This is a genomic window from Micromonospora sp. NPDC004704 (assembly GCF_053601675.1).
The window spans coordinates 95,260-120,252 of the sequence record NZ_JBSGCD010000023.1 but is presented as its reverse complement, the minus strand read 5'-3'; the positions used below and the strand labels follow the sequence as shown (position 1 = coordinate 120,252).

At 71.9% G+C, this 24,993-nt stretch carries 23 protein-coding genes and 2 pseudogenes; 19 read left to right on the top strand and 6 right to left on the bottom strand.

What is annotated here, in order from left to right:
• Positions 1–93: 93 nt before the first annotated feature.
• Positions 94–885, top strand: coding sequence for a single-stranded DNA-binding protein (locus tag ACWEFB_RS26815; RefSeq protein WP_452289684.1), 792 nt, complete (start codon positions 94–96; stop codon positions 883–885).
• Positions 886–961: 76 nt separating this feature from the next.
• Here ACWEFB_RS26815 and ACWEFB_RS26810 read toward each other — a convergent pair whose 3' ends face one another.
• Genes ACWEFB_RS26810 through ACWEFB_RS26800 form a run of 3 tightly spaced genes read right to left on the bottom strand, consistent with a single transcriptional unit; the run spans position 962 to position 2,599 of the window.
• Positions 962–1,243 (bottom strand): hypothetical protein, encoded by a 282-nt coding sequence (locus tag ACWEFB_RS26810; RefSeq protein WP_452289682.1) that lies wholly within the window; start codon positions 1,241–1,243, stop codon positions 962–964.
• Positions 1,240–2,451 carry a helix-turn-helix domain-containing protein gene (locus ACWEFB_RS26805; protein WP_452289680.1) on the bottom strand — a complete coding sequence of 404 codons (1,212 nt, stop codon included), beginning with the start codon at positions 2,449–2,451 and terminating at the stop codon, positions 1,240–1,242. Before ACWEFB_RS26805 ends, ACWEFB_RS26810 begins: the two co-directional genes overlap by 4 nt.
• 4 nt (positions 2,452–2,455) lie before the next feature.
• Positions 2,456–2,599: a hypothetical protein gene (locus ACWEFB_RS26800; protein WP_452289678.1), complete on the bottom strand. Its 144-nt coding sequence runs from the start codon at positions 2,597–2,599 to the stop codon at positions 2,456–2,458.
• Between the two features lie 301 nt (positions 2,600–2,900).
• On the opposite strand from ACWEFB_RS26800, the gene ACWEFB_RS26795 reads away from it, so the two are divergent.
• On the top strand, positions 2,901–3,695 hold the full coding sequence (locus tag ACWEFB_RS26795; RefSeq protein ID WP_452289675.1) for a helix-turn-helix domain-containing protein: 795 nt from the start codon (positions 2,901–2,903) through the stop codon (positions 3,693–3,695).
• Positions 3,686–3,874: a DUF397 domain-containing protein gene (locus tag ACWEFB_RS26790; protein ID WP_452289673.1), complete on the top strand. Its 189-nt coding sequence runs from the start codon at positions 3,686–3,688 to the stop codon at positions 3,872–3,874. The genes ACWEFB_RS26795 and ACWEFB_RS26790 overlap by 10 nt, the downstream gene beginning before the upstream one ends.
• Positions 3,875–4,179: 305 nt before the next feature.
• On the opposite strand, the gene ACWEFB_RS26785 is transcribed toward ACWEFB_RS26790, so the two are convergent.
• The gene (locus ACWEFB_RS26785; protein ID WP_452289671.1) at positions 4,180–4,965 is read right to left on the bottom strand and encodes a class I SAM-dependent methyltransferase; all 786 of its coding nucleotides are present in this window, start codon (positions 4,963–4,965) and stop codon (positions 4,180–4,182) included.
• Between the two features lie 47 nt (positions 4,966–5,012).
• Between ACWEFB_RS26785 and ACWEFB_RS26780 the strand changes: the two genes are divergently transcribed.
• From ACWEFB_RS26780 to ACWEFB_RS26735, 10 genes are all read left to right on the top strand, one after another.
• Positions 5,013–5,579, top strand: coding sequence for a helix-turn-helix domain-containing protein (locus ACWEFB_RS26780; RefSeq protein ID WP_452289669.1), 567 nt, complete (start codon positions 5,013–5,015; stop codon positions 5,577–5,579).
• A gap of 366 nt (positions 5,580–5,945) precedes the next feature.
• A complete protein-coding gene (locus ACWEFB_RS26775; protein ID WP_452289667.1) occupies positions 5,946–6,527 on the top strand; it encodes a hypothetical protein in 582 nt (193 codons plus the stop codon).
• Between the two features lie 291 nt (positions 6,528–6,818).
• Positions 6,819–7,424, top strand: a complete 606-nt coding sequence (locus ACWEFB_RS26770) for a lytic polysaccharide monooxygenase auxiliary activity family 9 protein (protein WP_452289665.1) — start codon at positions 6,819–6,821, stop codon at positions 7,422–7,424.
• Positions 7,425–7,769: 345 nt separating this feature from the next.
• The gene (locus tag ACWEFB_RS26765) at positions 7,770–8,759 is read left to right on the top strand and encodes a cobalamin biosynthesis protein (protein WP_452289707.1); all 990 of its coding nucleotides are present in this window, start codon (positions 7,770–7,772) and stop codon (positions 8,757–8,759) included.
• Positions 8,756–10,339, top strand: coding sequence for a cobyric acid synthase (locus tag ACWEFB_RS26760; protein WP_452289663.1), 1,584 nt, complete (start codon positions 8,756–8,758; stop codon positions 10,337–10,339). Before ACWEFB_RS26765 ends, ACWEFB_RS26760 begins: the two co-directional genes overlap by 4 nt.
• A 174-nt stretch (positions 10,340–10,513) precedes the next feature.
• Positions 10,514–11,134 carry a uridine kinase family protein gene (locus tag ACWEFB_RS26755; RefSeq protein WP_452289705.1) on the top strand — a complete coding sequence of 207 codons (621 nt, stop codon included), beginning with the start codon at positions 10,514–10,516 and terminating at the stop codon, positions 11,132–11,134.
• 85 nt (positions 11,135–11,219) lie between these two features.
• Entirely contained in the window at positions 11,220–12,374 is a 1,155-nt protein-coding gene (locus ACWEFB_RS26750; protein WP_452289661.1) for a M48 family metallopeptidase, read from the top strand.
• Positions 12,375–12,395: 21 nt separating this feature from the next.
• Positions 12,396–13,763: a dipeptidase gene (locus ACWEFB_RS26745; protein WP_326556121.1), complete on the top strand. Its 1,368-nt coding sequence runs from the start codon at positions 12,396–12,398 to the stop codon at positions 13,761–13,763.
• Positions 13,764–13,873: 110 nt separating this feature from the next.
• Positions 13,874–14,080 (top strand): hypothetical protein, encoded by a 207-nt coding sequence (locus ACWEFB_RS26740; protein WP_326556122.1) that lies wholly within the window; start codon positions 13,874–13,876, stop codon positions 14,078–14,080.
• A gap of 43 nt (positions 14,081–14,123) precedes the next feature.
• Positions 14,124–15,839, top strand: a complete 1,716-nt coding sequence (locus ACWEFB_RS26735; RefSeq protein WP_452289658.1) for an ATP-dependent DNA ligase — start codon at positions 14,124–14,126, stop codon at positions 15,837–15,839.
• 16 nt (positions 15,840–15,855) lie between these two features.
• Here the strand turns inward: ACWEFB_RS26735 and ACWEFB_RS26730 are convergent, their stop codons facing one another.
• Positions 15,856–16,677: an SURF1 family cytochrome oxidase biogenesis protein gene (locus tag ACWEFB_RS26730; protein ID WP_452289656.1), complete on the bottom strand. Its 822-nt coding sequence runs from the start codon at positions 16,675–16,677 to the stop codon at positions 15,856–15,858.
• 220 nt (positions 16,678–16,897) lie between these two features.
• On the opposite strand from ACWEFB_RS26730, the gene ACWEFB_RS26725 reads away from it, so the two are divergent.
• Both ACWEFB_RS26725 and ACWEFB_RS26720 read left to right on the top strand, forming a co-directional pair.
• Positions 16,898–18,520 carry a cobyrinate a,c-diamide synthase gene (locus ACWEFB_RS26725; RefSeq protein ID WP_452289654.1) on the top strand — a complete coding sequence of 541 codons (1,623 nt, stop codon included), beginning with the start codon at positions 16,898–16,900 and terminating at the stop codon, positions 18,518–18,520.
• Positions 18,517–19,086 carry a GNAT family N-acetyltransferase gene (locus tag ACWEFB_RS26720; RefSeq protein ID WP_452289652.1) on the top strand — a complete coding sequence of 190 codons (570 nt, stop codon included), beginning with the start codon at positions 18,517–18,519 and terminating at the stop codon, positions 19,084–19,086. The genes ACWEFB_RS26725 and ACWEFB_RS26720 overlap by 4 nt, the downstream gene beginning before the upstream one ends.
• Here ACWEFB_RS26720 and ACWEFB_RS26715 read toward each other — a convergent pair.
• Positions 19,083–21,248, bottom strand: a complete 2,166-nt coding sequence (locus ACWEFB_RS26715; RefSeq protein ID WP_452289650.1) for a transglycosylase domain-containing protein — start codon at positions 21,246–21,248, stop codon at positions 19,083–19,085. The two genes, ACWEFB_RS26720 and ACWEFB_RS26715, sit on opposite strands and share 4 nt — an antisense overlap.
• Positions 21,249–21,371: 123 nt before the next feature.
• Here ACWEFB_RS26715 and cobC point away from each other — a divergent pair, with 123 nt between their 5' ends.
• The 4 genes and pseudogenes from cobC (at position 21,372) to cobA (ending at position 24,963) form a co-directional block, all read left to right on the top strand.
• Positions 21,372–22,466, top strand: coding sequence for an Rv2231c family pyridoxal phosphate-dependent protein CobC (gene cobC / locus ACWEFB_RS26710; RefSeq protein ID WP_452289648.1), 1,095 nt, complete (start codon positions 21,372–21,374; stop codon positions 22,464–22,466).
• Positions 22,466–22,864: pseudogene (locus ACWEFB_RS26705) on the top strand (nicotinate-nucleotide--dimethylbenzimidazole phosphoribosyltransferase); the annotation flags it as partial. The gene cobC and the pseudogene ACWEFB_RS26705, both read left to right, overlap by 1 nt.
• A 102-nt stretch (positions 22,865–22,966) precedes the next feature.
• Positions 22,967–23,695, top strand: a pseudogene (locus tag ACWEFB_RS26700) (nicotinate-nucleotide--dimethylbenzimidazole phosphoribosyltransferase); the annotation flags it as partial.
• 8 nt (positions 23,696–23,703) lie between these two features.
• Entirely contained in the window at positions 23,704–24,963 is a 1,260-nt protein-coding gene (gene cobA, locus ACWEFB_RS26695) for a uroporphyrinogen-III C-methyltransferase (RefSeq protein WP_452289703.1), read from the top strand.
• Positions 24,964–24,993 lie beyond the last annotated feature (30 nt).

Sequence of the window (24,993 nt, the reverse complement as noted above, 5' to 3'; positions counted from 1 at the left end):
AGGTGCGCCGGGCTGACCGGTGGCGGGAGCCGGAAGCCGATCGGGTTACTGTCACCGAGTGGCTGTAGTGCGCCTTAGCCCTACCTGACGATCGTGGGCAATGTGCTCACTGCCCCGGAGTGGCGGCGTACCAACCAGAGCGGCACGTTGGTGACCAACTTCAAGGTCGCCTCGACCGCGCGCCGGCTCGACCGGGAGAGCGGACGCTGGGTCGACGGCAACAGCCTGCGGGTCAGGGTGAACTGCTGGCGCAAGCTGGCCGAGGGCGTGGCCTCCTCGGTGATGACCGGCGACCCGGTCATCGTGGTGGGGCGGATGTACACCCGGGACTGGGTCGACGACGCAGGCAACCACCGCACCATGTACGAGATGGAGGCGGTCGCCGTCGGTCACGACCTGTCCCGGGGGCGGGGGAGGTTCGCCCGCAACCGCCCGACCACGACCACCAGTTCGATCGAGGACGCCGAGGCCGACCAGCGGGTGCAGGGCGAGGAGACCGAACCGGTGCCGAACGCCCAGGCGCCGGCCCGGCCCGACGGCCGCCCGCTGGACGACGAGCCCGGCTACGCGCCCGTGCCGGTCTCCCCGGCGCCCGGCTACCCGTCCGACCCGGGCTACGGCACGGGTACGGACTACGAGCGGTTCCTGACGCTCCGCGACGAGCTGCCGGACCTCCCGCCCGCCGACGACCCGACCGGTCTGCCGCTGGAAGAGGCGGTTGCGAGCGAACCGAGCGACGACGACCGGTCGGCCGGGTCGAACGGGAACGAGTTCCCCGGCGCGGACCTGTCCGGTGGCGAACCGGCGGTGGAGCCGGAGGCCGACACCGGAGTGGGGAGCGGTCGCGGCCGGCGTGGGCGCGCTCGGGTGCCCGTACCGGCCTGATCGGGGCGGTGCGTCGATGGTGGGGTGTGCGGGTATCGGATTCGCGCCCGCCGCCCCACCCTCGTCCGACGGTAGGTCAGACCGACCGCAGTCGACGCCGGACCGGTGGGTCGTGGATCCAGCCGAGGAACCGTGTCTCGGCCCGCTCGGGGGTCAGGTCGTCCAGGTCGACACCTGCCCTGTCGCGGAAGTGCCGCATGAACGTGGTGAGACGGTCGCGGTCGTTGCGATATAGCGACCACATGCGGCGCTTGAAAACCTGGCACGGCCACTCCTCGTTGTCGTCGCGGCAGCGCCAGTCAGCACCGGGGCGGTGCGGGGCACCCATCGGGTCGCCGTCGTCCGGGTCGTCGCTCACACCCTCGCTCCCATCCGGTCGGCCAACTCCGCGACCAGCACGGGCGGGCTGCCCTTGATGCCGCGCAGCACCGCCGACATGACGTCACGCGCCATCGGTCGCGTACGGATCTCGGCCGGGGCGTGCCGGTCGCCTTCGAGCAGTGCGTCCCCAGCCCGGGTCAGGTCGCCGACCAGGACGTAGGCACGGGCAACGTCGAGCAGGGCATGAGCGCGGCGCTCGGGCATCAGCGCGGCGAACGGGCGCGGAGGTAGGGCATCGTGGATGGCGATCGCCTGCCGGCCTTCGCCCAGTTCGACGGCAGCCGCCGTACGGTGAAGCTCGACGTTGGTCGGGCCGAAGGACGTACGGTACCGATTGTCGTCGTGCCCGACGGCGGTCGCCGCCACCTTCGCCTCCCGCAGTAGCTCGCGAACGCTCGCGTTGTCGCCCAGGTGTGCCGCCGCCATCGCGGCCTGGAGCAGCAGTGACCCGTACACCGAGACCCTGTCGGCGTCCGCCCAGGTGGCGCCGTTCGGCGCGAGCCGGTTCGCCATGACGATGTTCGCCTCGAACGCCGCGCGGACATCGCCGGCCGCGAGCAGCGCGTTGGCGAACCTGGTCGTGCCCGTGCCGGCCAGCAACGGATCGTCCACGCGCAACGCGGCCTCGATCGACCGCTCGGCGGTGAGCCGGGCCAGGTCGTGCGCGCCGAGCTTGCGGGTCACCGACGACATCACCTGGTAGACCTGCCCGACCAGGCTCCCGGCCCGGACCCGGTTGTCGCCACTGTGGTGCGCCTCGGCCGCGCGAACATCGCGCAGCAGGCGTGGCAGCGCGCGGACCAGCACGTCGTAGCGGCCGTACTGGAAGGTCAGCCACGCGTGGGTGACCGACTGTTCCAGCTCGTGCAGTAGCGGACCGGTTTTCAGGTACGTCGCTGGCGCGAAGCGGGAGAGCGTACGTCGGATCTCGTCCAGGTCGATCGGCTCTGTCGGGGTCACACGGGCGGTACCCTCCGCCCCGCCCAGCAGCACCTCCACACTGATCCCCAGGGCCCCTGCGATTGTGTGCACCACGGAATATTTGTCCAACCGCCGCTCGCCCCGCTCGACCTTGTCAACCCAGCTCTTCGACTTGCCGATCCGGTCGCCGAACACCTGCTGCGACAACTTCCGGCGACCGCGCCAGTACGCCACCCGCCGCCCGATCGGCAGCTCGTCCTCCACGGGGTCAGCTCGCGGAGTCGCGCCGGGCACGACCGGAGATACCAACCGCGAAGCCCTCGTACGGGCCAAGCACGGTCGGGGTGACGAACCAGCCCCGGTTCGGCTGGCGCTCGCGGGTATTCGGGGCGGGTGGAAAGTTGGTTGCCATCTCGCTTAAAGGCATGGCGGGAGTGGGGGACTGGTCGTCGCGACCGAACACGTTGTGTCTCCTTCCTGGTTGGAAGGGGCCGCCTCAACATTGGTGCACAAGATGGGAAAGTCGCGAGGCGGCCCCGCAGTTCTGCCCGGGCTCTTGCCGTAGCTCCGAGCAGGTCCGCTAGTGACACTCTGGTGTGGATGGGCTTACGCTCGGAAGGTGTTTCGTGAGGTCGTGGGTATCTCGTGGGCCGCAGTAGCGACGTTTCCATGACGGTGGGTATTGTGGGCCGGGGCATAAATTGTGGGATGGTGTGGAGTTGATTAACGACCAGGCGCAATCTCTGCTCGATGAGCTACGCCAGATGCGACTAGCGCGGAGCTGGACTCAGGAAGACCTGGCAAAAGCCGTCAGGTACTCCGCGTCGCTGGTGGGGATGATCGAGACCGGAACGCGTAAGCCGCCGCCCGGCTTCTGGGAACGCGTCGACGAAGCGTTCCAGACAGGTGGGATGTTCGCGCGGCAGGCCAAACGACTCAGCACGCCAAAATGGAAGGCTGACTGGGAGTCTGCCGAGCGTGAGGCAGTCGCACTCCGTTCGTATCAACCGCTGGTCGTCCCTGGCTTGCTTCAGACGGAGGCGTACGCTCGCGCTGTGCTGACTGACGCCGGTCTACTCAGCCGCGACGACGTCGAGCGCCACCTAGCACAGAGACTCGCACGGCAGGAGATACTGAGGCGTGAGTCGCCCCCACAGTTCACGGCGGTGATCGACTATTCGGTCTTACGTCGGCCGGTCGGCGGACCGGCGGTCATGCTGGAACAGATACAGGCCATCATCAAAGCGTGCGAAGAACCTCACGTCCGCGTGCACATCGTGCCGGACACGGTCGGCGCGTACGCTGGGCTGAACGGACCTTTCGTGCTTGCCACCGCACAGGACCAGAGCATCACGGGCTATCTGGACAACCAGGTGAAAGGCCACCTGGTCGACAGTGCGGAAGACCTCGCAGCCGTGCAGGCAGCATGGGAGGCCGTGCGAGGGGAAGCACTACCGCACCGCCAGTCAACCGATCTGATGATGGAAGTGGCAGAGACATGGATCTAACGGGCGCCCAGTGGCGGAAGAGCACGCGCAGCAGCGGCAACACGGGTGACTGTGTGGAGGTCGCGGACAACGTGGCCGGCGTCGTCGGCGTGCGCGACAGCAAGGACCCGACCGGACCGGCCCTGACCTTCGCCCCGGTCGCGTGGCGCGCGTTCGTCGGGTTGGCAAAGCAGCACTGAACAGTTCATCAAACGCCCCTGCGCCTAGAAGCCGAAGGCACGGGGGCGTTGCTGTGTCCGGGGCCGCTTAGTGGCCAACGCGTGCAGTGGTGACGGTGGCCGGCTGCTCGTCGCCCCATCGCACCCGCCACAACTCGATACCCCGGGTAACTCCTAACTCCCGCCCATGACCGCACCACCGATCCCGTCGGGGATCTTGCACTTGTGGCGCCCGAATCAGGGTGATTATCAGCATTTGTGTGCCACCACAAGTGCAAGATCGTCGCGTTGGGTGGGGTGCGGGGCGGGCGGGGAGGGGTGTTTGGCTAGTGGCGGGCGAGCCAGACCGTCCGTTCGGTCCGTACGCTGAGATCGTCACGGCCGCCCAGGCCCGCGACAACCTTGTCCAGGGCGGCGAGATCGGACGGCGACAGCCGCTCCGCCAACCCGTGGCGCATCCGAAGCAGGGAGACCTCGGCGTACCGGGCGGCGGCTGCGGGCAGTGGCGGCCGGAGGTCGATGTCGAAGTGTCGCTCGGTCACCGCCTTGAATCCGGCCTGGGTGATCCGGTCGCCCCAGTTCTCGTGCATGTGCAGGCCCGCCTCGTGCCGACGTTTCGCCGCCTCGGCGTGACCGCGCTCCTCCACATCCTCGTCCGGGGTGCCGGCCAGGAAGTGCGGGAACGAGTCCAGCTCGGCGACCACCAACAGCCCGCCCGGCCGGAGCGCACCGTACGCCGACGCGAGCGCACGCCCGGGGTCGGCCATGTGGTGCATCGAGGCGGCGGCCCAGATCACGTCGGTCGGTCCGAGATCGGGCCAGGGCTGGTCGAGGTCGGCCTCGACGGTACGGATCCGCTCGCCCAGCCCGGCGGCGTCGGCACGGCTGCGCAGGTGGGCCAGCATCTCCGGAGCCACGTCGACCGCGGTGATCTCGGATCCGGGCAGTTCCCGAGCGAGGGCGAGGGAACCGGTGCCGCTGCCGGCCCCGACGTCCACGACCCGGGGGCGGTCGGGGGCCTCGCGGCCGACCCAGCCGATCAGGTTGCGGTGGTATTCGTGCAGGACCTCGGCGTCCAGGTCCAGCATCTCGATGAGGTGATCGTGAGCCATGCGTCGACGGTAGCCGGACTTTGCGCTGTTGGCATAGTCTCTTGCGTATGAAGCAAGACAAGGACCTGGAGGCCCTGGTTCGGCAGCGGATCCGCGGTCTGCGGATGGCCCGAGGCTGGTCGCTGGACGAACTGGCCACCCGCTGCCTGCTCAGCCCGTCCACGCTCAGCCGGATCGAGACCGGCCACCGGCGGATCGCCCTGGACCAGATGGCGGCGATCGCTCGTGCGCTGGGCGTCACGCTTGATCAACTGGTCGAGTCGGACGCCGACGACGACGTGGTGATCCGCCCGTACTGCAACGAGGAGCGCGGGATCACCACCTGGTTGCTGTCCCGGGACAGCAACCAGACCGTCGCCAAGCTGCGGGTCACCCGTGAGGTGCCGGAAGACCTGCGGGTGCATCCGGGACGTGACTGGTTCACCGTGCTGTCCGGCACGATCGTGCTGCGTCTCGGTGAGCGAACGATCATGGTCGGGGTGAACGAGGCGGCCGAGTTCTCCACGATGGTCCCGCACGCGTTCGGCGCCCACGGCGGCCCGGCCGAGATCCTCTGCATCCTCGACCACGAGGGCGAACGCAGCCACCTGGGTCCAGCGAGTCCCTTGCCCTGAGGTGCCCCCGACGGCAGGGCGCAGGTGTTCCGCGAGGGGCGTCGCCGCCTGAAGCACTTTGATGCTTGTCGATGTTGCCGGGATGGATCCCCGCGTGTTGGAATGGCTCATATCGCCGCAGCACGGGGGCAACCGTGCTGGAAACGGCCAGCACGGGAGCATCGCAGTGCCGGCAGCGCGCCGCTTTGGCAGACGCTCGCGTGCCGCATCGCCGGGCCATCCACTACGACGACGGGCAGGCATCCTCGCCCGCCGTACGTATTCCCCGGTAGGTGTCTCCGCGACGGCCGACGCGCTCGACGTCCGACAGACCGGGGCGTCCGATGCGGTCTGCCAGCGGAACCGGCGACGAGGTGAGAGACAATCATGATTTCCCGGGAGAGTTTCGCGGGGTGGTACCGAAACCGCCTGGTGTGGGTGGCGGTGATCCTGCTGGCGGTGTCGGCCGGTGTGGTCGTACTGCGCGACCGGGCCGGTCCGGAGGTGGAGCCGGCGGATCTGCAAGGGCAGATCATGACCCGGATGCGGGCCACGCTCGAACAGGCGGACCCGGGGCAGCACAACCACGCTGGACACGGTGCCCAGCAGGTGGGCACCGGAGAGGACAAGCCGGCGGTGATCTGCGGGATCCGCGTCTACGGCTACGAGCCGGCCGAGGTCACCGCACTGACCGATGTGCAGACGGTCTACGGCTTCCACTTTTGCGGAGTCGCCGAGCGCAAGCGCCCCTGGGACGTGGCGGTCAAACTGGCCGGGCCGGTGATCATGGACATGTCCACCGAGCCTCCGGGCATCCGGGTGGTCGAGGCGACCGCCGACGTCATGTTCGTCGACCGGCTGCGGGAGATGTTCCCGGACAAGTACGCGGAACTGGCGCTCAAGGAGGCGCTGGCCGAATCGGAAATGGCCGACCTGCGTCGCCGGTACGACGTCGCGGCCGGGCTCTGACATGGTGGGCGGCCCTGTCGGCTGTTGATCCCCGGTTGCCGGCGTTCCGAATGTCCGATGTGGATGGCCATGGGGCTGCGCCCGGTGGCGACTCCGGGCACCTCGATCCATATCCAACCATAAATAGATCGACATTGATATTTAAGTTCATAGATGTAATAGTTGGTTTGGGAGCGTTCCCATCGATCTTTGGTACCGAGGAACGGAGGATGAACAGTGCGTTCAAACAAGTCCGACCAATCCGGCGGACGATCCCGGTCAACCGTCCGTCAGTCCCTCCGGGTGGTCGTCGTGCTGCTCGCCATGGTGGTCGGTACGCTGCCGTGGACCGGCGCAGCCCAGGCCCACGGCACGATCGTCAACCCGGCAAGTCGCGCCTACCAGTGCTGGAACACCTGGGGCAGCCAACACATGAACCCGGCCATGCAGCAACAGGACCCCATGTGCTGGCAGGCGTTCCAGGCCAACCCCGACACCATGTGGAACTGGATGAGCGCGTTGCGGGACGGCCTCGCCGGCCAGTACCAGGCCCGTACGCCGGACGGACAGCTCTGCAGCAACGGCCTCTCCAGGAACGACAGCCTGAACCAGCCCGGAGCATGGAGGACGACCACGGTCGGCCGCAGCTTCACGGTCCAGTTGTACGACCAGGCCAGCCACGGCGCTGACTTCTTCCGGGCCTACGTCACCAAGCAGGGGTTCAACCCGACCACCCAGCGCCTCGGGTGGGGCAACCTCGACCTGATCACGACGACCGGGCGCTACGCGCCGGCGCAGAACATCTCGTTCAACGTCTCGGTCTCCGGACGCACCGGAAACCACATCCTCTTCGTGATCTGGAAGGCGTCGCACGCGGACCAGACCTACATGTGGTGCAGCGGCATCAACATCGTCTGATCGGCAGGACCGACAGCGGCGGCACCACTCCGGCCCGGGACACCGCGTCCCGGGCCGGACCGTTCCTCCGGTAGGCCCTACCGGGCACAGCCGGGAGCACCGCCGAGGTACCGCTCCGCCGCCTGCGCCCGCGAACAGCCACGTCCGCCCGGTCCGCCCGGCTCGACGCCCCGTCGCGTCCGGCACGGATCGGCTGGCTAGGCTGCCGGCCGGGGGGTGGTCGGAGTGCGACCGAAGGCGATCGATCGTCGGACCGGACGGCGGGACGCAAACAGCGCGCCCGGAGCCGGACGGCGGGACGCAAACAGCGCGCCCGGAGCCAGCACCCGCGCGAGCGGGTCGTGGCTGGGCAGTGGCACCGCCAACGCGGCCGGACTCGTCGCCGGTTACGCCCTGGACGCACTGCTCGGTGACCCCCGCCGGCTGCACCCGGTCGCCGGGTTCGGGCAGGCCGCCGCCGCCCTGGAGCGCCGGCTCTACCAGCCGAACCGGTCGGCCGGTACGGCGTACACGGCGTTGGCGGTGGGCGTACCGGTGCTGGTCGCGGTGGCCGCCGCGACGGCGACCCGGCACCGGCCGGTGGCCCGCGCGGCCCTGGTCGCGGCCGGCACCTGGACCGTGCTCGGCGGGCAGACCCTGCGGCACGAGGCGACGGTGATGGGCAAGAGACTGCGCAAGGGCGACCTCCCGGCGGCCCGGGAGCGGCTCAACCACCTCTGTGGGCGGGACCCGTCGGCGCTGGACGAAGCCGAACTGGCCCGCGCCACCGTCGAGTCGGTCGCGGAGAACACCTCCGACGCCGTGGTCGCGCCACTGGTCTGGGGCGCCGTCGCCGGCCTGCCCGGACTGGTCGGCTACCGGGCGGTCAACACCCTGGACGCGATGGTCGGGCACCGCTCGCCCCGCTACGAGCGCTTCGGCACCCCTGCCGCCCGCCTCGACGACCTGCTCAACCTGGTGCCCTCCCGGCTGACCGCGCTGCTCACCATCGCCGCCGCACCCTCCGTACGGGGTGACCGCTCGCGGGCCTGGCGGGTCTGGCGCCGGGACCGCAACGACCACCCCAGCCCCAACGCCGGGCAGTGCGAGTCCGCGATGGCCGGCGCACTCGGGGTACGGCTGGGCGGGCGCAATGTCTACTTCGGGCGCTCCGAGGTGCGCCCCTTCCTCGGGGACGGTCCACGGCCGGAGGCACGGCACATCCGCCGGGCGACCAAGCTCTCCGGCAGCGTCGGGCTCGGTGCGCTCGGCGTCGCCGTGGCGTACGCGATCACCGCCCGACCCCGACGGGCCGTGCTGCGTGGTCTCGGCCGGGCGCTGCGGGCGCGGGCATGAGCGGCGGGCTGCTCGTCGCCGGCACCACCTCGGACGCCGGCAAGAGCGTGCTGACCGCGGGTATCTGCCGGTGGCTGCGTCGCCGGGGGGTCAACGTCGCCCCGTTCAAGGCGCAGAACATGTCCAACAACTCGGCGGTGGTGGTCGGGCCGGACGGCCGGGGCGGGGAGATCGGCCGGGCCCAGGCCATGCAGGCCGCCGCCTGCGGGCTCCCGCCCGACCTGCGGTTCAACCCGGTGCTGTTGAAGCCGGGCAGCGACCTGTCCAGCCAGGTCGTCCTGCTCGGTGAGGCACTGCGCGAGCCGGCCGGGGACGCCACCGATCAGGCCGGGACCGCCTCGATCACGGCGACGAACTTCCGGGCGCTGCGGCCCCGGCTGGCCCGGACCGCCTTCGCCGCCCTGGCCGAGTTGCGCGCCGAGTACGACGTGGTGGTCTGCGAGGGCGCCGGCAGCCCCGCCGAGATCAACCTGCGGGACACCGACTACGTCAACATGGGCCTGGCCCGGCACGCCGCACTTCCCACGATCGTGGTCGCCGACATCGACCGGGGCGGGGTCTTCGCCTCCCTGTTCGGCACCGTGGCCCTGCTCGACCCGGCCGACCAGGCACTCGTCGCCGGGTTCGTGATCAACAAGTTCCGGGGGGACCTCGGACTCCTCCAGCCCGGCATCGACATGCTCGGCCGGGTCACCGGCCGACCCACGTACGGGGTGCTGCCCTGGGACCGTGACCTGTGGCTCGACGCCGAGGACTCGCTCGCGTACGACCGGCTCCTCGGTCGGCCGGCGCCCCCGCGCGGCACCGAATGGCTGGACGTGGCGGTGATCCGGCTGCCCCGGATCTCCAACGCCACCGACCTGGAGGCGCTCGCCACCGAACCCGGCGTCCGGGTCCGGCTCACCGTCGAGCCGAGCGAGGTCGCCGCCGCCGACCTGGTGGTGCTGCCCGGTACCAAGTCGACCGTGGACGACCTGGCCTGGCTGCGGCGTACCGGCCTGGCCGACGCGGTGCTCGCACACGCCGGTGCCGGGCGGCCACTGCTGGGCATCTGCGGCGGGTTCCAGATGCTCTCCCGAACCATCCACGACGAGGTGGAGAGCCGGCGCGGGACGGTCGACGGGCTCGACCTGCTCCCCATCGAGGTCGCCTTCGACCCGCGCAAGACCGTGACCCGATCGGTGGGCATGGCCTACGGGTCGCTTCCGGTGCACGGCTACGAGATCCACCACGGGTACGTCTCCCGTACCGACGCCGACCTGCCACCGCTGCTCACGTACGCCGACGGGCGGGCGGAGGGGGCGAGCGTCGGGGCGGTGCTCGGCACCCACTGGCACGGGGCGTTCGAGTCCGACGGGTTCCGCCGCCGGTTCCTGACCGAGGCGGCCCGGTTGGCCGGTCGGCACGGCTTCGAGGTCGCCCCGGACACCTCCTTCGCCGCCGCCCGGGAACGCACCCTCGACCTGCTCGGAGACCTGGTTGAGGAGCACCTCGACACGGACGCGCTCTGGCGCCTGGTCGAGTCCGGCCCACCCGCCGACCTCCCCTTCATCCCACCCGGCGCCCCCGCCGCCGCCTAACCTCGCGCCCCGCTCGGGCGCTGTTTCACTGAAAGAGTGGTTATCCAGCCGTGAATAACCACTCTTTCAGTGAAACAGCGGTGTCGGTGGCGGGGTGGGTGGGGCGGGGAGAGCAGTAGCGTGCCGGGGGTGGGTGGGCGGGTGGAGACGTACGCGGAACTCGCCCGGTTGGTCATGGGGCGGCCGGCGCGGCTCGGGCGTACCCGGCTGGTGGCGGTCGACGGTCCCAGCGGCGCGGGAAAGACCCTGTTCGCCGGTCGCCTCGCGGCGGCGTTGGGCGGTGCCGGGGCGGAAGAGGTGCCGGTGGTGCACACCGACGACCTGCTGGCCGGCTGGGACGACCAGCTCACCTTCTGGCCCAGGCTGGACCAGTGGGTGCTCGACCCGCTGCGGGCCGGCCGACCCGGTCACTACCACCGCTACAGCTGGGTACGCGGGGAGTTCACCCCGGGCAGGGTCACCGTGCCACCCGCGCCGGTGGTGATCCTGGAAGGGGTGAGCAGCGGCCGGATCCGGATCGCGCCCGAGCTGACCCTGGCGGTGTTCGTGACCGCGTCGCCACGGCTGCGGCTGGACCGGGCGGTGGAACGGGACGGGGCGGAACTGCTGCCGTACCTGATCCGGTGGCGGCAGGGCGAGCGCCGGCACTTCCGCGCGGACGCCACCGCCGAACGCGCCGATCTGGTCGTCGACGGCGCACCCCACCGGGCGGCGCCCACCGGCTCCGGCAGCCCGGTGCAGGTGACCGGCGGGACGGCGTACGACCCGGAAATCCACTACGTTCGATTGGCCTGACTGGCATGTCCGGCCCATGGACGGCAACGGGCCGCTGCGGCACGATCGCAGGGTAGGACGAGGGACTGCGGACGGGGAGCCCACGATGACTTCAGCCGACGACGGCGCGGCGGGCGCCCCGGCCCGTACCCGGGTGGTGCTGACCGGGATCAGCTCGCGGGCCTGGGAGCATCCGGCCGACCGGGGCGCGCTCACCGCCCTGCGGGAGCTGCGCGGGTTCGACGAGGTGATCCGGTCGTTCTTCGGGATGTGGAACGAACGCGGTTTCCGCCTGTCGCACCTGGCCACCGGCATCCGGGTCGACCACCGCCAGTACCCACGGGTCTACCAGCGGTACGCCGAGGCGGCGAGCGCGCTCGACGTACTCGAACTCCCCGAGCTGTACGTGACCCAGTCGCCGTGGCTGAACGCCGAGGCGATCGGGCTGGACCGCCCGTTCATCACCGTCAGCTCCGCCTGTGTCCAGCAGCTCGACGACGACGAGTTGCGCTGCCTGCTCGGCCACGAACTCGGCCACGTCGGCAGCGGGCACGCGGTCTACAAGACCATCCTGTCGATCCTCACCCGCTGGGCGGCCAGCCTGAGCTGGCTGCCGGTCGGTGCGATCGCCCTGCGCGCGATCATCGCGGCGATGCTGGAGTGGTGGCGCAAGGCCGAACTCTCCGGCGACCGTGCGGGTCTGCTCGCCGGCCAGGATCCGGCCGCCGCGCTGCGGCTGCTGATGAAGATGGCCGGCGGCGGTGACCTGTCGCAGGTCGACACCACCGCCTTCCTCGAACAGGCCGCCGAGTACGACGGTGGCGGCGACCTCCGGGACAGTTTCCACAAGATCAGGATGACCGCGTGGAGCACCCACCCGGTGCCGGTCGCGCGGGCGGCCCAGCTACGGCAGTGGATCGACTCCGGCGCGTACGGCCGGGTCCTCGCCGGTGACTACCCCCGGCGGGCGGACGACCGGGACGCCTCGGTGACCGACGAGGTACGCGCGGCGGCCGACTCCTACCGGGAGGCGTTCGGGCGCAGCCAGGATCCGCTGGTCGGGCTCTTGCGCCGGCTCGGCGACGGTGCCACCGACCTGGGTGACTGGGTGGGCGGCGGTGCCGGGCGGGCCCGCTCCTGGATGGGTGCGGCCGGCGAGGCCGCCGCCCGCGCCGCCGGACGCCCACGCCGGGGCACGGGGACCGATGCCACCGGGGGGACCGGGAACGGTTCTGCGGGCTCGGGGAGCAGCGGGGCGTAAGGTCGGCCTACGATTCCGGTCATGACCAGACCGATCTTCACCGAGGCCGGGTTGCGGGCCGCGATCGAGCGGGAGCTGCCGGGCGTCCGGGCCGACCTCGAGCGCCTCGTCCGGATCCCCGGCATCGCGTTCGACGGCTTCGACCACGCACACGTGGAACGTTCCGCCGAGGCCGTCGCCGAACTCCTGCGGGCCTGCTCCCTCGACGTAAAAATCGTGCGTTCCGGCGGGCAGCCGGCGGTCATCGGTCGGCGGGCCGCGCCGCCCGGTGCACCCACCGTGCTGCTCTACGCCCACCACGACGTCCAACCCGTCGGCGACCTGAGCCTCTGGGAGAGCGACCCGTTCGAGCCCGTGGAGCGCGACGGGCGCCTCTACGGCCGGGGCGCGGCCGACGACAAGGCCGGCATCATGGCGCACGTCGCCGCGCTGCGCGCGTTCGGTGACGACCTGCCGGTGGGCGTGGTGCTGTTCATCGAGGGCGAGGAGGAGTTCGGCTCCGACTCCCTGGAGCAGCTCCTCCGGGAACACCGCGACGAGATCGCCTCCGACGTGATCGTGATCGCCGACTCCGGCAACTGGGACATCGGCGTACCGGCGCTGACCACCTCGTTGCGCGGGATCGTCAACTGCTTCGTCGAGATCCGTACGCTCGACCACGCCGTACACAGCGGCATGTTCGGCGGTGCGGTTCCGGACGCGCTCACCGCGCTGGCCCGGCTGCTCGCCACCCTGCACGACGACGCCGGCGACGTGGCGGTGGACGGGCTGGTCAGCCGGGTCGGCGCGACCGTCGACTATCCGGAGGACCGGCTGCGGGGCGAGTCCGGCCTGTCCGACGGTGTCTCCTTCATCGGCACCGGTCGGCTCACCGACCGGATCTGGACCAAGCCGGCGCTGGCCGTCCTGGCCATCGACGCGCCGCCGACCGTCGGTGCGCCCAACGCCCTGGTCCCGGCCGCGAAGGCCAAGCTGAGCGTACGGCTGGCGCCGGGCGACGACCCCAAGCAGGCGTACGCGGCACTGCGGGCGCACCTGGAGAAGCACGCCCCGTGGGGCACCACGGCCGTGGTCACCTTCGAGCACGACGGCGAGCCGTGCGTGATCGATGCGACCGGGCCGTACTTCGACGCGGCGCGGGGCGCCTTCGAGTCGGCCTGGGACGGGGTCCAGCCGGTCGACATCGGTGTCGGTGGTTCGATCCCGTTCATCGCCACCTTCCAGGAGATGTTCCCGCAGGCGGCGATCCTGGTGACCGGGGTGGAGGACCCGCACGCGCGGGCGCACGGGCCGAACGAGAGCCTGCACCTCGGCGAGTTCGCCCGGGTCTGCCTGGCCGAGACGCTGCTCCTGGCGAAGGTTGCCGAGGCGGCCGCCGCCACCGCCTGACCAGCACCGGAACGCCGGGCCCGTGATCGTCGATCACGGGCCCTCGCCATGCCGGAGAAAATGGGCGAAGTTCCGGCGTACGTCCCGAGTCGTGCAGTATGGTTTCGAACATGAGTACGAACGAGGCCATTGTGCGGCTCGACGCCGCTGTCAGTGCTCTGGGGGACGTCAACGTCTCCGCGTGGTCCGAGGAAGTGCTGAAGGACCAGCTCGGCGAACTTTCCAGCGTTCTCTGCGCGCTCGACGCCGTACTTTCCCGGGTCGCCGACGAGATACGGGCCCGGGGCATGCGGATCGAGGAGCCGATCTCCGTTTAGCTTTGCCTATGGTTTGTCGCAGGGGGCTGCCAGGATTGGGGACGTGCGGTTCCTCGACCTGGCGGCCACCTCCGCCGCCGTGACAGCGACCTCCGCCCGACGGGCCAAGGTCGAGCTACTGGCCGCCGCCCTGCGGGGCCTCGCCCCGGACGAGATCCCGGCTGGCGCCGCCTACCTGGCCGGTGAGCTGCGCCAGCGGCAGACCGGGGTCGGTTACGCGGCCCTGCGCGACCTGCCGCCACCGGCGGAACACCCGTCGCTGACCGTGGCCGATGTCGACGCGGCCATCGACGCCATCTCCGCCGTCGCGGGTCCCGGTTCCCAGGCCCGCCGCCGCGAACTGGTCGGCCGGCTCTTCGGCGCCGCCACCGTCGACGAGCAACGACTCCTGGTCGGTCTGTTCGGCGGCGAACTGCGCCAGGGCGCCCAGGCGGGCCTGCTGGCCGACGCGATCGCCCGCGCCGCCCAGGTTCCGCTCCCGGCCGTACGCCGGGCGTTGTTGCTGGCCGGCGACCTGAAGGCGGTCGCGACGGCGGCCCTGACCGGCGGCTCCGCCGCGCTCGGCGAGATCAGCCTGCAAGTCGGTCGGCCGCTCGCCCCGATGCTCGCCTCCAGCGCCCCCTCGGTCGACGAGGCGATCGAGGCGACCGGTACGCCGGCCGTGGTCGACGTCAAACTCGACGGCATCCGGATCCAGGTGCACCGCTCCGGCGGTGAGATCGCGGTCTTCACCCGCAGCCTCGACGACATCACCGCCAGGGTGCCCGAGGTGGTGGCGGCCGTACGCGCACTGCCCGCCCGCGAACTCGTGCTCGACGGCGAGGCGATCGCGCTGGACGCCACCGGCCGACCCCGGCCGTTCCAGGAGACCGCCAGTCGGGCCGCCACCCGTGGGGCCCGCCGCAGCGCGACCGCCGGGCTCTCCGCCGAGGTGGCCGCCGAGCAGTCGGCGACCGAACCGGTCCGCTCGTTCGGCGCCGCCCCGGCCGCACCACCCGCACCGACCGATCCACCCACACCGGCCCAGCTACCCGTGCCGGCCCGCCCGGAACAGGCCGCCCCGGCCGTACGCGCAGCCGCCGGAAGCACCGGCTCGACCGTGCTCACGCCGTACTTCTTCGACCTGCTGCACCTCGACGGCACGGACCTGCTCGACGCGCCCGGCCGGCAGCGGTGGGCGGCGCTGGCCGACACGGTCGCCGCACCGCAGCTCGTCGGCCGGATGACCGTCGAGAGTGTGCTGGCCGCCGCCGATGCGTTCGCCGCCGCGCTCGACGCCGGGCAGGAGGGCGTGGTGGTGAAGTCGCCGGACGCGCCGTACGAGGCCGGTCGGCGCGGCGCCGGCTGGATCAAGGTCAAGCCCCGGCACACGCTCGACCTGGTGGTGCTCGCGGTGGAGTGGGGCAGCGGCCGGCGTCAGGGCTGGCTGTCGAACCTGCATCTCGGCGCCCGCGACCCGGAAAACGGCGGCTTCGTGATGCTCGGCAAGACCTTCAAGGGGCTCACCGACGAGTTGCTGCGGTGGCAGACCGACCGTTTCCTCGAACTGGCGGTCGAGCGGGGGGACTGGGTGGTCCGGGTCCGGCCCGAGCAGGTGGTCGAGATCGCCTTCGACGGGGTGCAGACCAGCTCCCGGTATCCGGGCGGGATGGCGTTGCGGTTCGCCCGGGTGATCCGCTACCGCGACGACAAGAGCGCCGCCGAGGCGGACACCATCGACATGGTCCGGGCCGTCCACGCCGGCCGGGTCAGCGGATGATCCGGAAGCAGTCCAACTAGGCGGGCGTCGGGTCGGCGGCCCGGTCCCGGTTGCGCGGGGCCCCGTCACGGGTCTTCGGCAGGGTGTCGCCGAGCGCCTCGCGGCGGGCCAGCCAGCCGAACCCGTAGAGGGTCATCAGGGCGAACAGCCACCACTGGATCACGTAGCCGGCGTTCTGCCAGTTGTTCTCGTGCTGGATCGGCACCGCCGCGAAGGTCGGGTCCGCCGCCGGGGTCTGCTCGCCGACCAGCAGGTACGCCCCGAACAGCGGGTACGGCAGCTCCCGCGCCAACCGGGGTACGGCCACCCGACGGGTCTCCAGCTTGCCGTCGCGGCGGTCGACCGCACCCGGCTTGCTCTCCGACATGTGCACCCGGCCGACCACGGTCACCTGCCCGGTGGGGATCGCCGGGATTCGGGGCTGTTCGGTGGCGGAACCGTTCGGTGGCGGTACCCACCCGTGGTCGACCAGCACCGCGGTGCCGTCGTCGAGCAGCAGCGGGGTGACCACCTCGAAGCCGACCTTGCTGTCCACCGTCCGGCCCCGTACGACGATGGTGTTGGCGGTGTCGTAGCGCCCGGTGACGGTGACCCTGGTCCAGGCCATCTCCTTGGCCGGCGCGTTGCCCGCCGTACCGGCCGTACCACCCGCCGGGGGCAGCACCCCGGCCAGCGGGACCGGCGCGATCCGGTCGGCGGCGTCGATCCGTTCGTTGATCGCGGACCGCTCCCGGTAGCGGCTCAACTGCCAGTTACCGAGCAGCACCATCACCGCGGCGGCGGCCAGCGTCAGGGCGAGGATGCCCAGCCAGCGCGGGGTGAGCAGGAAGCGGTACACGACATGAGGTTACCCGTGTGACGGCAGCCACTACGCTGGTGCCCGGATCGGCGGTCGGCGGGTGTCTCCGACGCCCGGTATCGTCACGCCCGGCGATCCGGTTGCCGGGTTGGCCCGCCCCGTCACGGTTGCTCACGGTCCGGGTCAGGAACCCGCCGCCCCGGTAGCCGTGCCCCGCCAGTCCCACCCCGGTACCCCGTTCGCCCCCGAGGAGCCGACCATGACCGCCGTGCCGCGCGTACTGGTGAGTGCGCCCTCTTCCGGACACGGTAAGACCGCGATCGCCGTCGGCCTGCTCGCCGCGTACGCCGCCCGGGGGATGGCCGCCGCCGGGTTCAAGGTCGGCCCGGACCAGATCGACGCCGCGTACCTGGGGTTCGCCGCCCGGCGACCGGGGCGCAGTCTCGACCCACGGCTGGTCGGTCCGCACCGGGTCGCCCCGATCTTCGCCCACGGTTGCGCGGGCGCGGACGTGGCGGTGGTCGAGGGGACCATGGGTCTGTTCGACAGCCTCGCCGGGCGTTCCGAAACCGACTCGACCGCCGCCGTGGCGACCGAGCTGCGGGCCCCGGTCGTGCTGGTCGTCGACGTCGCGGCGATGGGCCAGTCGGTGGCCGCGCTGGTGCACGGCTTCCGGGCGTACGACGAGATGCTGTGGCTCGGCGGGGTGATCCTCAACCGGGTCGCCTCGGACCGGCACGAACAGTTGCTCCGGGACGCCCTCGACGACATCGGCGTACCGGTCTTCGGTGCGCTGCGCCGCCACCAACTGCCCGCCGTCCTGCCGTCCCGCGAGCACGGCGTGGTGCCGGTGCTCCAGCAGGGGGTGGACGCGTACCGGGGGGTGCGCCGGCTGGGTGAGGCGATCAGCGGCACCGTGGACCTCGACCGGCTGCTCTCGCTGGCCAGTTCGGCCCCCCGGCTCGCGGTCGAGCCGTGGTCGGCGGCGGAGGCACTGGCCCAACCCAACGGTGCGCCGCACGGCGCCAACGGCGGGCGGCGTCCGGTGATCGCGCTGGCCGGCGCCACCTCGCTCTCCTACTCCTACCCGGAGACCGCGGAGCTGCTCGCCGCCGCCGGGGCCGAGGTGGTCCCGGTCGACCCGCTGGTGGACGAGGAACTGCCCGAGGGGACCGACGCGCTGGTCATCGGTGGCGCGCTGCCCGAGTCGTACGCGGAGGAGCTGTCCGGCAACCGGCGGCTCGGCGCCGCGGTGGCCGACCTGGCGCGGTCCGGCCGGCCGGTGCTCGCCGAGGGGGCGGGTGTGCTCTGGTTGTCCCGCGAGTTCGACGGGCGGCCGATGTGCGGGGTGCTGGACGCGACCGGGGAGAGCACCGACCGGATAGTGGTCGGGTACCGGGAGGCGACCGCCCGTGCGGCCAGCGTGGTCGCCCCGCTCGGCGCCCGGCTGATCGGTTACAAGCAGCATCGTGGGGTGCTCACCCCGCGCGCCGGGCAGACCCCGGCCTGGACCTGGGGCGGCGGTACGCCCGAGGGTTTCGTCTGGCGTCAGGTGCACGCCTCGCAGCTCATCCTGCACTGGGCCGGTACGCCGGAGATCGCGGCCCGGCTGGTCCGGGCGGTGGCTGCGGTCGGTCCGGTGGCGCCCCGCGCCGGTGCGGAACCGGTCGCCGGAGCACGGGTCGGACCGGTGACCGGGCCGTTGGCTCCCCGGCCCGGTGCGGAACCCGTCGCCGGGCCGTTGGCGCCCCGAGCGGGTGCGGAGCCGGTCGCCGGGCCACGGCTGGGGCTGGTGCCCCGACCGGGCGGGCCGGTGGCCACGGCGGAGTCGCCGAACGGGCCGGACCAGCCGGGTGGCCCGACCGGTGGGAAGTCGGCATGACCGGCGAGGTGGCGGTCCGCCGGTTCCCGACCCTGACCGTCTCCACCCCGAGAGCCCACGTACGACCGCTGCTGGCGTACGACATCGCGGCGGTCGCGGAGATCTTCGCCGACAAGCTGACCCAGCGCTGGTTGCCGTTGCCGGAGTCGTCCGGCCCGATCAACGCCAAGGCCTGGTGCACGGAGATGGCCAAGGAGCGGCGGGACAGCGGCAACGGCGACCACTACGGGGTGGTCCGGCGCGAGGACGACCAGTTGGTCGGGGCGCTCTGGACCAAACGCACCGACTGGTCCGGCAAGGTCACCGAGGTCTGCTACGCGGTCGCCCCGCAGGCGCGCGGCTTCGGGCTGGCCGCCGAGTCGGTCCTCGCCCTGGCCATCGCGTTGATCCTGGAGCACGGTTTCCAGCGGATCGAGCTGCGGGTGGCGCCCGGGAACGTCGCCTCCCGCCGGGTCGCGGAGAAGGCCGGTTTCAGCTACGAGGGCCTGCTCCGCAACGCCGGGTACGCCCAGGGCGGCCGGGTGGATCTCGAATCCTGGTCGTTCGTGGCGGCCGACCTCCGCTAGCGGGTGATGTCGAGTGACGGTGGGGCGAACTGGCGTACGGGTTGGTCCTTGAGCGCTTCCTTCAGGGTGTCGGAGACCGTGCTCACCGGTTTGTTCGACTGGGCGTCACCGACGGCGTTGAACGGGTTGTCCGGGTCGGCGAGGAAGCTCGCCATCGCGTACTCCGGGGTGTAGCCGACGAACCAGGCCGACCGGGTGCTGTCCGTGGTACCGGTCTTGCCGGCGACCGGGCGACCGACGGTGCCCTTGACGCTGTCGGCGGTGGACCAGCCTCCGCACGAGCCACGGGCCGGGGTGTCACCGGTCGGGCAGCGGGCCGCGTCGGTGGCGGCCCGGGCCGCGTCCGCGCTCACCTCCTGGTGGCAGCGGGGCTTGGCGGCCTCGATCTGGGCACCGCTCCGGGTGGTGATCATCGTCGGGGTGCCGTCCGGATTGGTGATCGAGGTGACCGGGATCGCCTCACAGAACCGCCCGTCGGCGGCGATAGCCGCGTACGCGTTGGCCATCTCCAGCGGTGTCACGTCCGACACGCCCAGTACGAACGCACCCCACTCCTTGCGTTTCTCCGGGGACGCCTGCCGCCGGTCGACGTCCGTACGCCACTGGAGGCCGAGCCGTTCGGCGAGAGCGACGGCCTTGTCCGCGCCGACCGCCTGCTCCAACTGGACGAAGTAGGTGTTCACCGACTTGCCGAAGCCGGACCACATGGTCTGCCGGCCGGTCATCGCGGCACTGGCGTTGGATGGGCACCACAACCCGCCGCAACTGCTGGTCGTACCGCCACCCGGATAGATCGAGGTGATCTTGAACGGTGAGTCGTACGCGGTCGACAGCGGCATCCCGGCGTCCAGCGCGGCGAGCATGACGAACATCTTGAACGTCGATCCGGCCTGGTAGCCGGGGAGGTCTCCGCCGCCGAGCAGCGGGTTGACCGTGTTCGGGTAGTTGCCCTTCATCCGGGACCGTTTCTCCGGGTCGGAGTGCGGCCCGTTCTCCGTGGAGTCCAGGGAGTAGATCCGGTTGATCGCCATCGCCTTGACCCGCCCGGTGCCGGGCTCGACCGCGACCAGACCGTGCGCGAACGGGCTGCTCTCGCCCTCCTTCGCCAGTACGTTCTTCTCGGCGATCTCCTGGACCCTCGGGTCGATACTGGTCACGATCTTGTAGCCGCCCCGCCGGAGCTTGTCCAACCGTTCGAGCGAGTTGCCGCCGAAGCCGGGCTGAACCGACCACCACGATTTCAGGTAGTCGCAGAAGAACCCCCAGCTGTTGTACTCCTTCGGTACCGAGACGCAGTCGTTCGGCGGCGTACTGAGCTTGAGTTTGATCGGTTCGGCCGCCATCGCCGCCGCCGCGTCGGGCGAGATGTAGCCCATGGTCCGCATCCGGTCGATGACGTAGTTGCGCCGGTCGGTCGCGGCCTTCTGGTCGTTGACCGCCGGGTCGTACTCGGAGGGGGCCTTGACCAGGCCGGCGAGCGTGGCCGCCTCGACCGGGCTGAGATCCCTGGGTGTCTTGGAGAAGAAGATCTCCGAGGCGGCGTAGATGCCGTACGCGCGGTGGCCGAAGTAGGCGGAGTTGAGGTACCGCTCCAGGATCTCCGACTTGGTCATCTCCTTCTCCAGGTCGAGGGCGATCCGCATCTCGCGAAGTTTGCGGATGCTGGTCTGCTCGGTCGCCTCCTGCACCTCCAGTGGCGTCTGCGCACTGTCCCGCAGCGCCATCCGGACGTACTGCATGGTCAGCGTCGAGGCGCCCTGGGAGACCCCGCCGGCCTGCTGGTTGGCGACGAACGCGCGGGCCACGCCCTTGGCGTCGACGCCGTTGTGCTTGTAGAACCGGGAGTCCTCGGAGGCGACGATCGCCTGCTGGATGTACGGCGACATCTCCCCGATCGGGGTGTACTTGCGATGCTCCTCGTAGAACGTGGTGAGCAACGTCTTGCCGTCGGCGCCGTACACGTAGGTGGTCTGCGCGGGTGAGGTGTGGCGCAGGTCGCGCGGCCGGTCACGGACCAGGTCGGCGGTTGCCTTGGCGCCGAGGCCGCCGATGGCGGCGAGTGGGTAGGCCGCCGCCGCGAGGATGACCCCCGCGATCAGCCCGGCCCGCAGGAGGGGAAGGAAGCGGTTGCCTTCGGGACGCTTGAGGGTGGGGTTCGTCACCCTCTTAAGCTATGACATGGCCCATAATAACCCGATAAAAATTCGCGAACGTCGCCGTCGAACTCCGCCCACCGGGCGTACACACGTTGGCCAGCGATCCCGCCGCCGGGCAGGATCCCGGTCATGCACCCGCAGGTAACCGCGCCGCCACCGGCATCCGAGGTCGACACCGAGGTCGATCTGGGGCACCACGGCGACGCGGAGGTTGTCCCCGGCCTGGTCGATCTCGCGGTCAACGTCCGCCGGGCGCCGATGCCGGACTGGCTGGCCGATCCGGTCACCGCATCCCTCGGCGACTTGGCCAGCTACCCGGACCCCGGCCCGGCCCGCGCGGCGGTCGCCGCCCGGCACGGCCGCCCGAGCGCCGAGGTGCTGCTCACCGCCGGAGCCGCGGAGGGCTTCGTCCTGCTCGCCCGGGCGCTGGGTGACGCCCGGCGCCCGGTCGTGGTGCACCCGCAGTTCACCGAGCCCGAGGCGGCGCTGCGGGCCGCCGGGCACCGGGTCGAACGGGTGCTGCTGCCCGCCGGGACCGGCTTCCGGCTGGACCCGACGCTGGTACCGGCCGACGCCGACCTGGTCTTCGTGGGCAACCCGACCAATCCCACCTCGGTCCTGCACCCGGCCGGCGTACTGGCCGAACTGGCCCGGCCGGGCCGGGTGCTGGTGGTGGACGAGGCGTTCGCCGACACCACCATCGACCCGGGGGGCACCGCGGCCGAGCCGGAATCCCTCGCCGCCCGGCGGGACCTGCCCGGAGTCGTGGTGGTCCGCAGCCTCACCAAGACCTGGGGGCTGGCCGGGCTCCGGATCGGCTACCTGCTCGGCCCGGCCGACCTGATCGAACGGCTGGCCGCCGTACAGCCGCTCTGGGCGGTCGGCACCCCGGCGCTGGCCGCCGCGCGGGCCTGCGCGACGCCGGTCGCGGTCGCCGCCGAACGGGAGATCGCCGTACGCCTCGCCGCCGACCGGGAGCACCTGGTCCGCCGCCTGGCGGCCCTGCCCGGCGTACGCGTCGCGGGCACCCCGGCCAGCGCGTTCGTGCTGATCCACCACCCCGGCGCGGCCGACCTGCGGCTCGCCCTGCGCGCCCGTGGCTACGCGGTACGCCGGGGCGACACCTTCCCCGGGCTGGGTGCCGACTGGCTGCGGGTGGCGGTGCGGGACACTGCCACCACTGACGCGTTCGTCGCCGTGCTGGCGGAGATCCTGGAGGCATGATGTTGGAGGCGTTGATCGCGGCGGTCCGCCCACCGGACACCGAGGCGATGGCAGCCGCCCGCCTGCTGCACAGCCGGCTGACCAAGCCCGCCGGTTCACTCGGCGCCCTGGAGGAACTGTCCGTACGCCTGGCCGGGCTGGCCGGGGTCTGCCCGCCCCCGCTGCCCGCCCCGGCCGCAGTGGCGATCTTCGCCGGTGACCACGGCGTACACGCCCAGGGTGTGACGCCCTGGCCGCGCGAGGTGACCGCCCAGATGGTCGGGAACTTCCTGGCCGGCGGCGCGGTGGTGAACGCGTTCGCCCGGCAGACCGGCGCCTCGGTCACCGTCGTCGACGTCGGCGTGGCCACCCCCCTCACCGACCCCGAGGACCCGACCGACACCACCACGCCCGGATCCACCACCCACGACGAGCTGACCGCGCTGGACGACCTCACCGCCCCCGACGCCCTGGTCGACCTCGACGGCCCCACCCCGCCCGTCCCGCCCCAGCGGCGCACCGGCGCAGACCAGCCCGGCTCCGCCGGCCAGCGGCCCGACACCGAGCCCGTCCTCGTCCGGGCCCGGATCCGTCCCGGCACCCGGGACATGACCGTCGAACCCGCGCTCACCCGGGAGGAGGCGCTGGCCGCGATCGAGGTCGGCTCCCGTACCGCCGGTGAGCTGATCGACGCGGGCGCCGGCATCCTGCTCACCGGTGACATGGGCATCGCCAACACCACCGCCGCCGCCGCGCTGATCGCCGTACACACGGGGGCTTCCGCGGCCGAGGTGACCGGCCGGGGCACCGGGGTGGACGACTACACGTACGCCCGCAAGGTGGCCGTCGTCACGGCCGCGCTGGCCCGGCACCGGCCCGACCCGGCCGACCCGCTCGGCGTACTCGCCGCCGTCGGTGGGCTGGAGCACGCCGCGCTGACCGGGTTCATCCTCGGCGCCGCCGCCCGACGTACCCCGGTGATCCTGGACGGGGTCAGTACGGTCGCCGCGGCGCTGGTCGCCGCCGCCTTCGCGCCGGACGCCGTCGGCGCCATGGTCGCCGGGCACCGGTCCGCCGAGCCCGGTGCCACCGCCGGCCTGCGCGCCCTCGGTCTGGAGCCGCTGATCGACCTCGGACTGCGCCTCGGCGAGGGGACCGGCGCCCTGCTCGCCCTCCCGGTGGTCGGCGGTTCGGTCCGGGTACTGCACGAGGTGGCGACGTTCGACGCGGCGGGAGTTTCGGAGAAGTGACGCAACAGATCGGTGCCAACCCCTACCCGCTCGGCCTGCGGTTGGCCGGGCACCGGGTGCTCATGGTCGGTGGGGGAGCGGTGGCGACCCGCCGGGTGCCGGCGTTGCTGGACGCGGGCGCCCTGGTGGAGGTCGTCTCCCCGGAGCTGACACCCGCCCTGCGGGCACAGGTGGACGCCGGTCGGGTGCGGTGGACGGCCCGGCCGTTCGAGCCCGCCGACGTGGACGGTGCCTGGCTGGTGCAGGTGGCCGTGGACGACCCGGCAGCCGCCGAGGCGGTCAGCGCCGCCGCGTTCGAGCGCCGGGTGTTCTGCGTACGCGCCGACGACCGGACCGCGGCGACCGCCTGGACGCCGGCGGTGGCCCGGCACGGCGCGGTGACCGTGGCCGTGCTCGGCGGCGGTGACCCGCACCGCGCGGTGACCGTCCGGGACGCCATCCGGGACCGCCTCGCCGACGGCACCCTTCCGCAGACCGGCCGGGAGTCGACGCCCGGCACGGGCGCGGGCACGACCTCGGCCAACGGGCGCCCACCGGGGGTCGGCCGGGTGGTCCTGGTCGGCTCCGGCCCCGGTGACCCCGAGTTGATCACGGTCAAGGGGCGCCGGCTGCTCGCCGAGGCCGACGTCGTGGTGGCGGACCGGCTCGTGCCCGGACTGCTCCTGGACGAGCTCCGACCCGACGTCGAACTGGTCGACGCGTCCAAGATCCCCTACGGTCCGGCCCGTACCCAGGAGGAGATCAACCGGATCCTGGTCGAGCGGGCACAGGCCGGGGCGTTCGTGGTCCGGCTCAAGGGCGGTGACCCGTACGTCTTCGGCCGTGGCGGCGAGGAGGCGCTCGCCTGCGCGGCGGCCGGCGTACCGGTCACCGTGGTCCCCGGTGTGACCAGCTCGATCGCCGCACCTGCGCTCGCCGGCATCCCGGTGACCCACCGGGGCGTGGCGCACGAGTTCACCGTCGTCTCCGGTCACCTGCCCCCCGACGACCCCGCATCCCTGGTCGACTGGGCCGCCCTGGCCCGACTGCGCGGCACCCTGGTGGTGCTGATGGGGCTGAAGAACCTGCCCGCGATCGCCGCCACCCTCCAGGCACACGGGCGGGCGCCGGGCACGCCGACGGCGGTGGTCCAGGAGGGTACGACCGGCACCCAGCGCTCCCTGCGAGCGACCCTCGACACCGTCGCCGAAGCCACCCGCACCGCCAACATCCGCCCCCCAGCCGTGGTAATCATCGGCAACGTGGTAACCACCCTCCCCACCGCCTGACCCCGGACGGGTTCCGGTAGTTCACGGCCC

Excerpts from the sequence above, each read along its gene's own strand:
- ACWEFB_RS26785 (WP_452289671.1), bottom strand. The coding sequence starts at position 4,965 with ATGGCTCACGATCACCTCATCGAGATGCTGGACCTGGACGCCGAGGTC.
- ACWEFB_RS26755 (WP_452289705.1), top strand. The coding sequence starts at position 10,514 with ATGGGGCGGCCGGCGCGGCTCGGGCGTACCCGGCTGGTGGCGGTCGAC.
- ACWEFB_RS26790 (WP_452289673.1), top strand. The coding sequence starts at position 3,686 with ATGGATCTAACGGGCGCCCAGTGGCGGAAGAGCACGCGCAGCAGCGGC.
- cobC (WP_452289648.1), top strand. The coding sequence starts at position 21,372 with ATGCACCCGCAGGTAACCGCGCCGCCACCGGCATCCGAGGTCGACACC.
- ACWEFB_RS26720 (WP_452289652.1), top strand. The coding sequence starts at position 18,517 with ATGACCGGCGAGGTGGCGGTCCGCCGGTTCCCGACCCTGACCGTCTCC.
- ACWEFB_RS26775 (WP_452289667.1), top strand. The coding sequence starts at position 5,946 with ATGATTTCCCGGGAGAGTTTCGCGGGGTGGTACCGAAACCGCCTGGTG.
- ACWEFB_RS26725 (WP_452289654.1), top strand. The coding sequence starts at position 16,898 with ATGACCGCCGTGCCGCGCGTACTGGTGAGTGCGCCCTCTTCCGGACAC.
- ACWEFB_RS26760 (WP_452289663.1), top strand. The coding sequence starts at position 8,756 with ATGAGCGGCGGGCTGCTCGTCGCCGGCACCACCTCGGACGCCGGCAAG.
- ACWEFB_RS26745 (WP_326556121.1), top strand. The coding sequence starts at position 12,396 with ATGACCAGACCGATCTTCACCGAGGCCGGGTTGCGGGCCGCGATCGAG.
- ACWEFB_RS26780 (WP_452289669.1), top strand. The coding sequence starts at position 5,013 with ATGAAGCAAGACAAGGACCTGGAGGCCCTGGTTCGGCAGCGGATCCGC.
- ACWEFB_RS26740 (WP_326556122.1), top strand. The coding sequence starts at position 13,874 with ATGAGTACGAACGAGGCCATTGTGCGGCTCGACGCCGCTGTCAGTGCT.
- ACWEFB_RS26800 (WP_452289678.1), bottom strand. The coding sequence starts at position 2,599 with ATGGCAACCAACTTTCCACCCGCCCCGAATACCCGCGAGCGCCAGCCG.
- ACWEFB_RS26750 (WP_452289661.1), top strand. The coding sequence starts at position 11,220 with ATGACTTCAGCCGACGACGGCGCGGCGGGCGCCCCGGCCCGTACCCGG.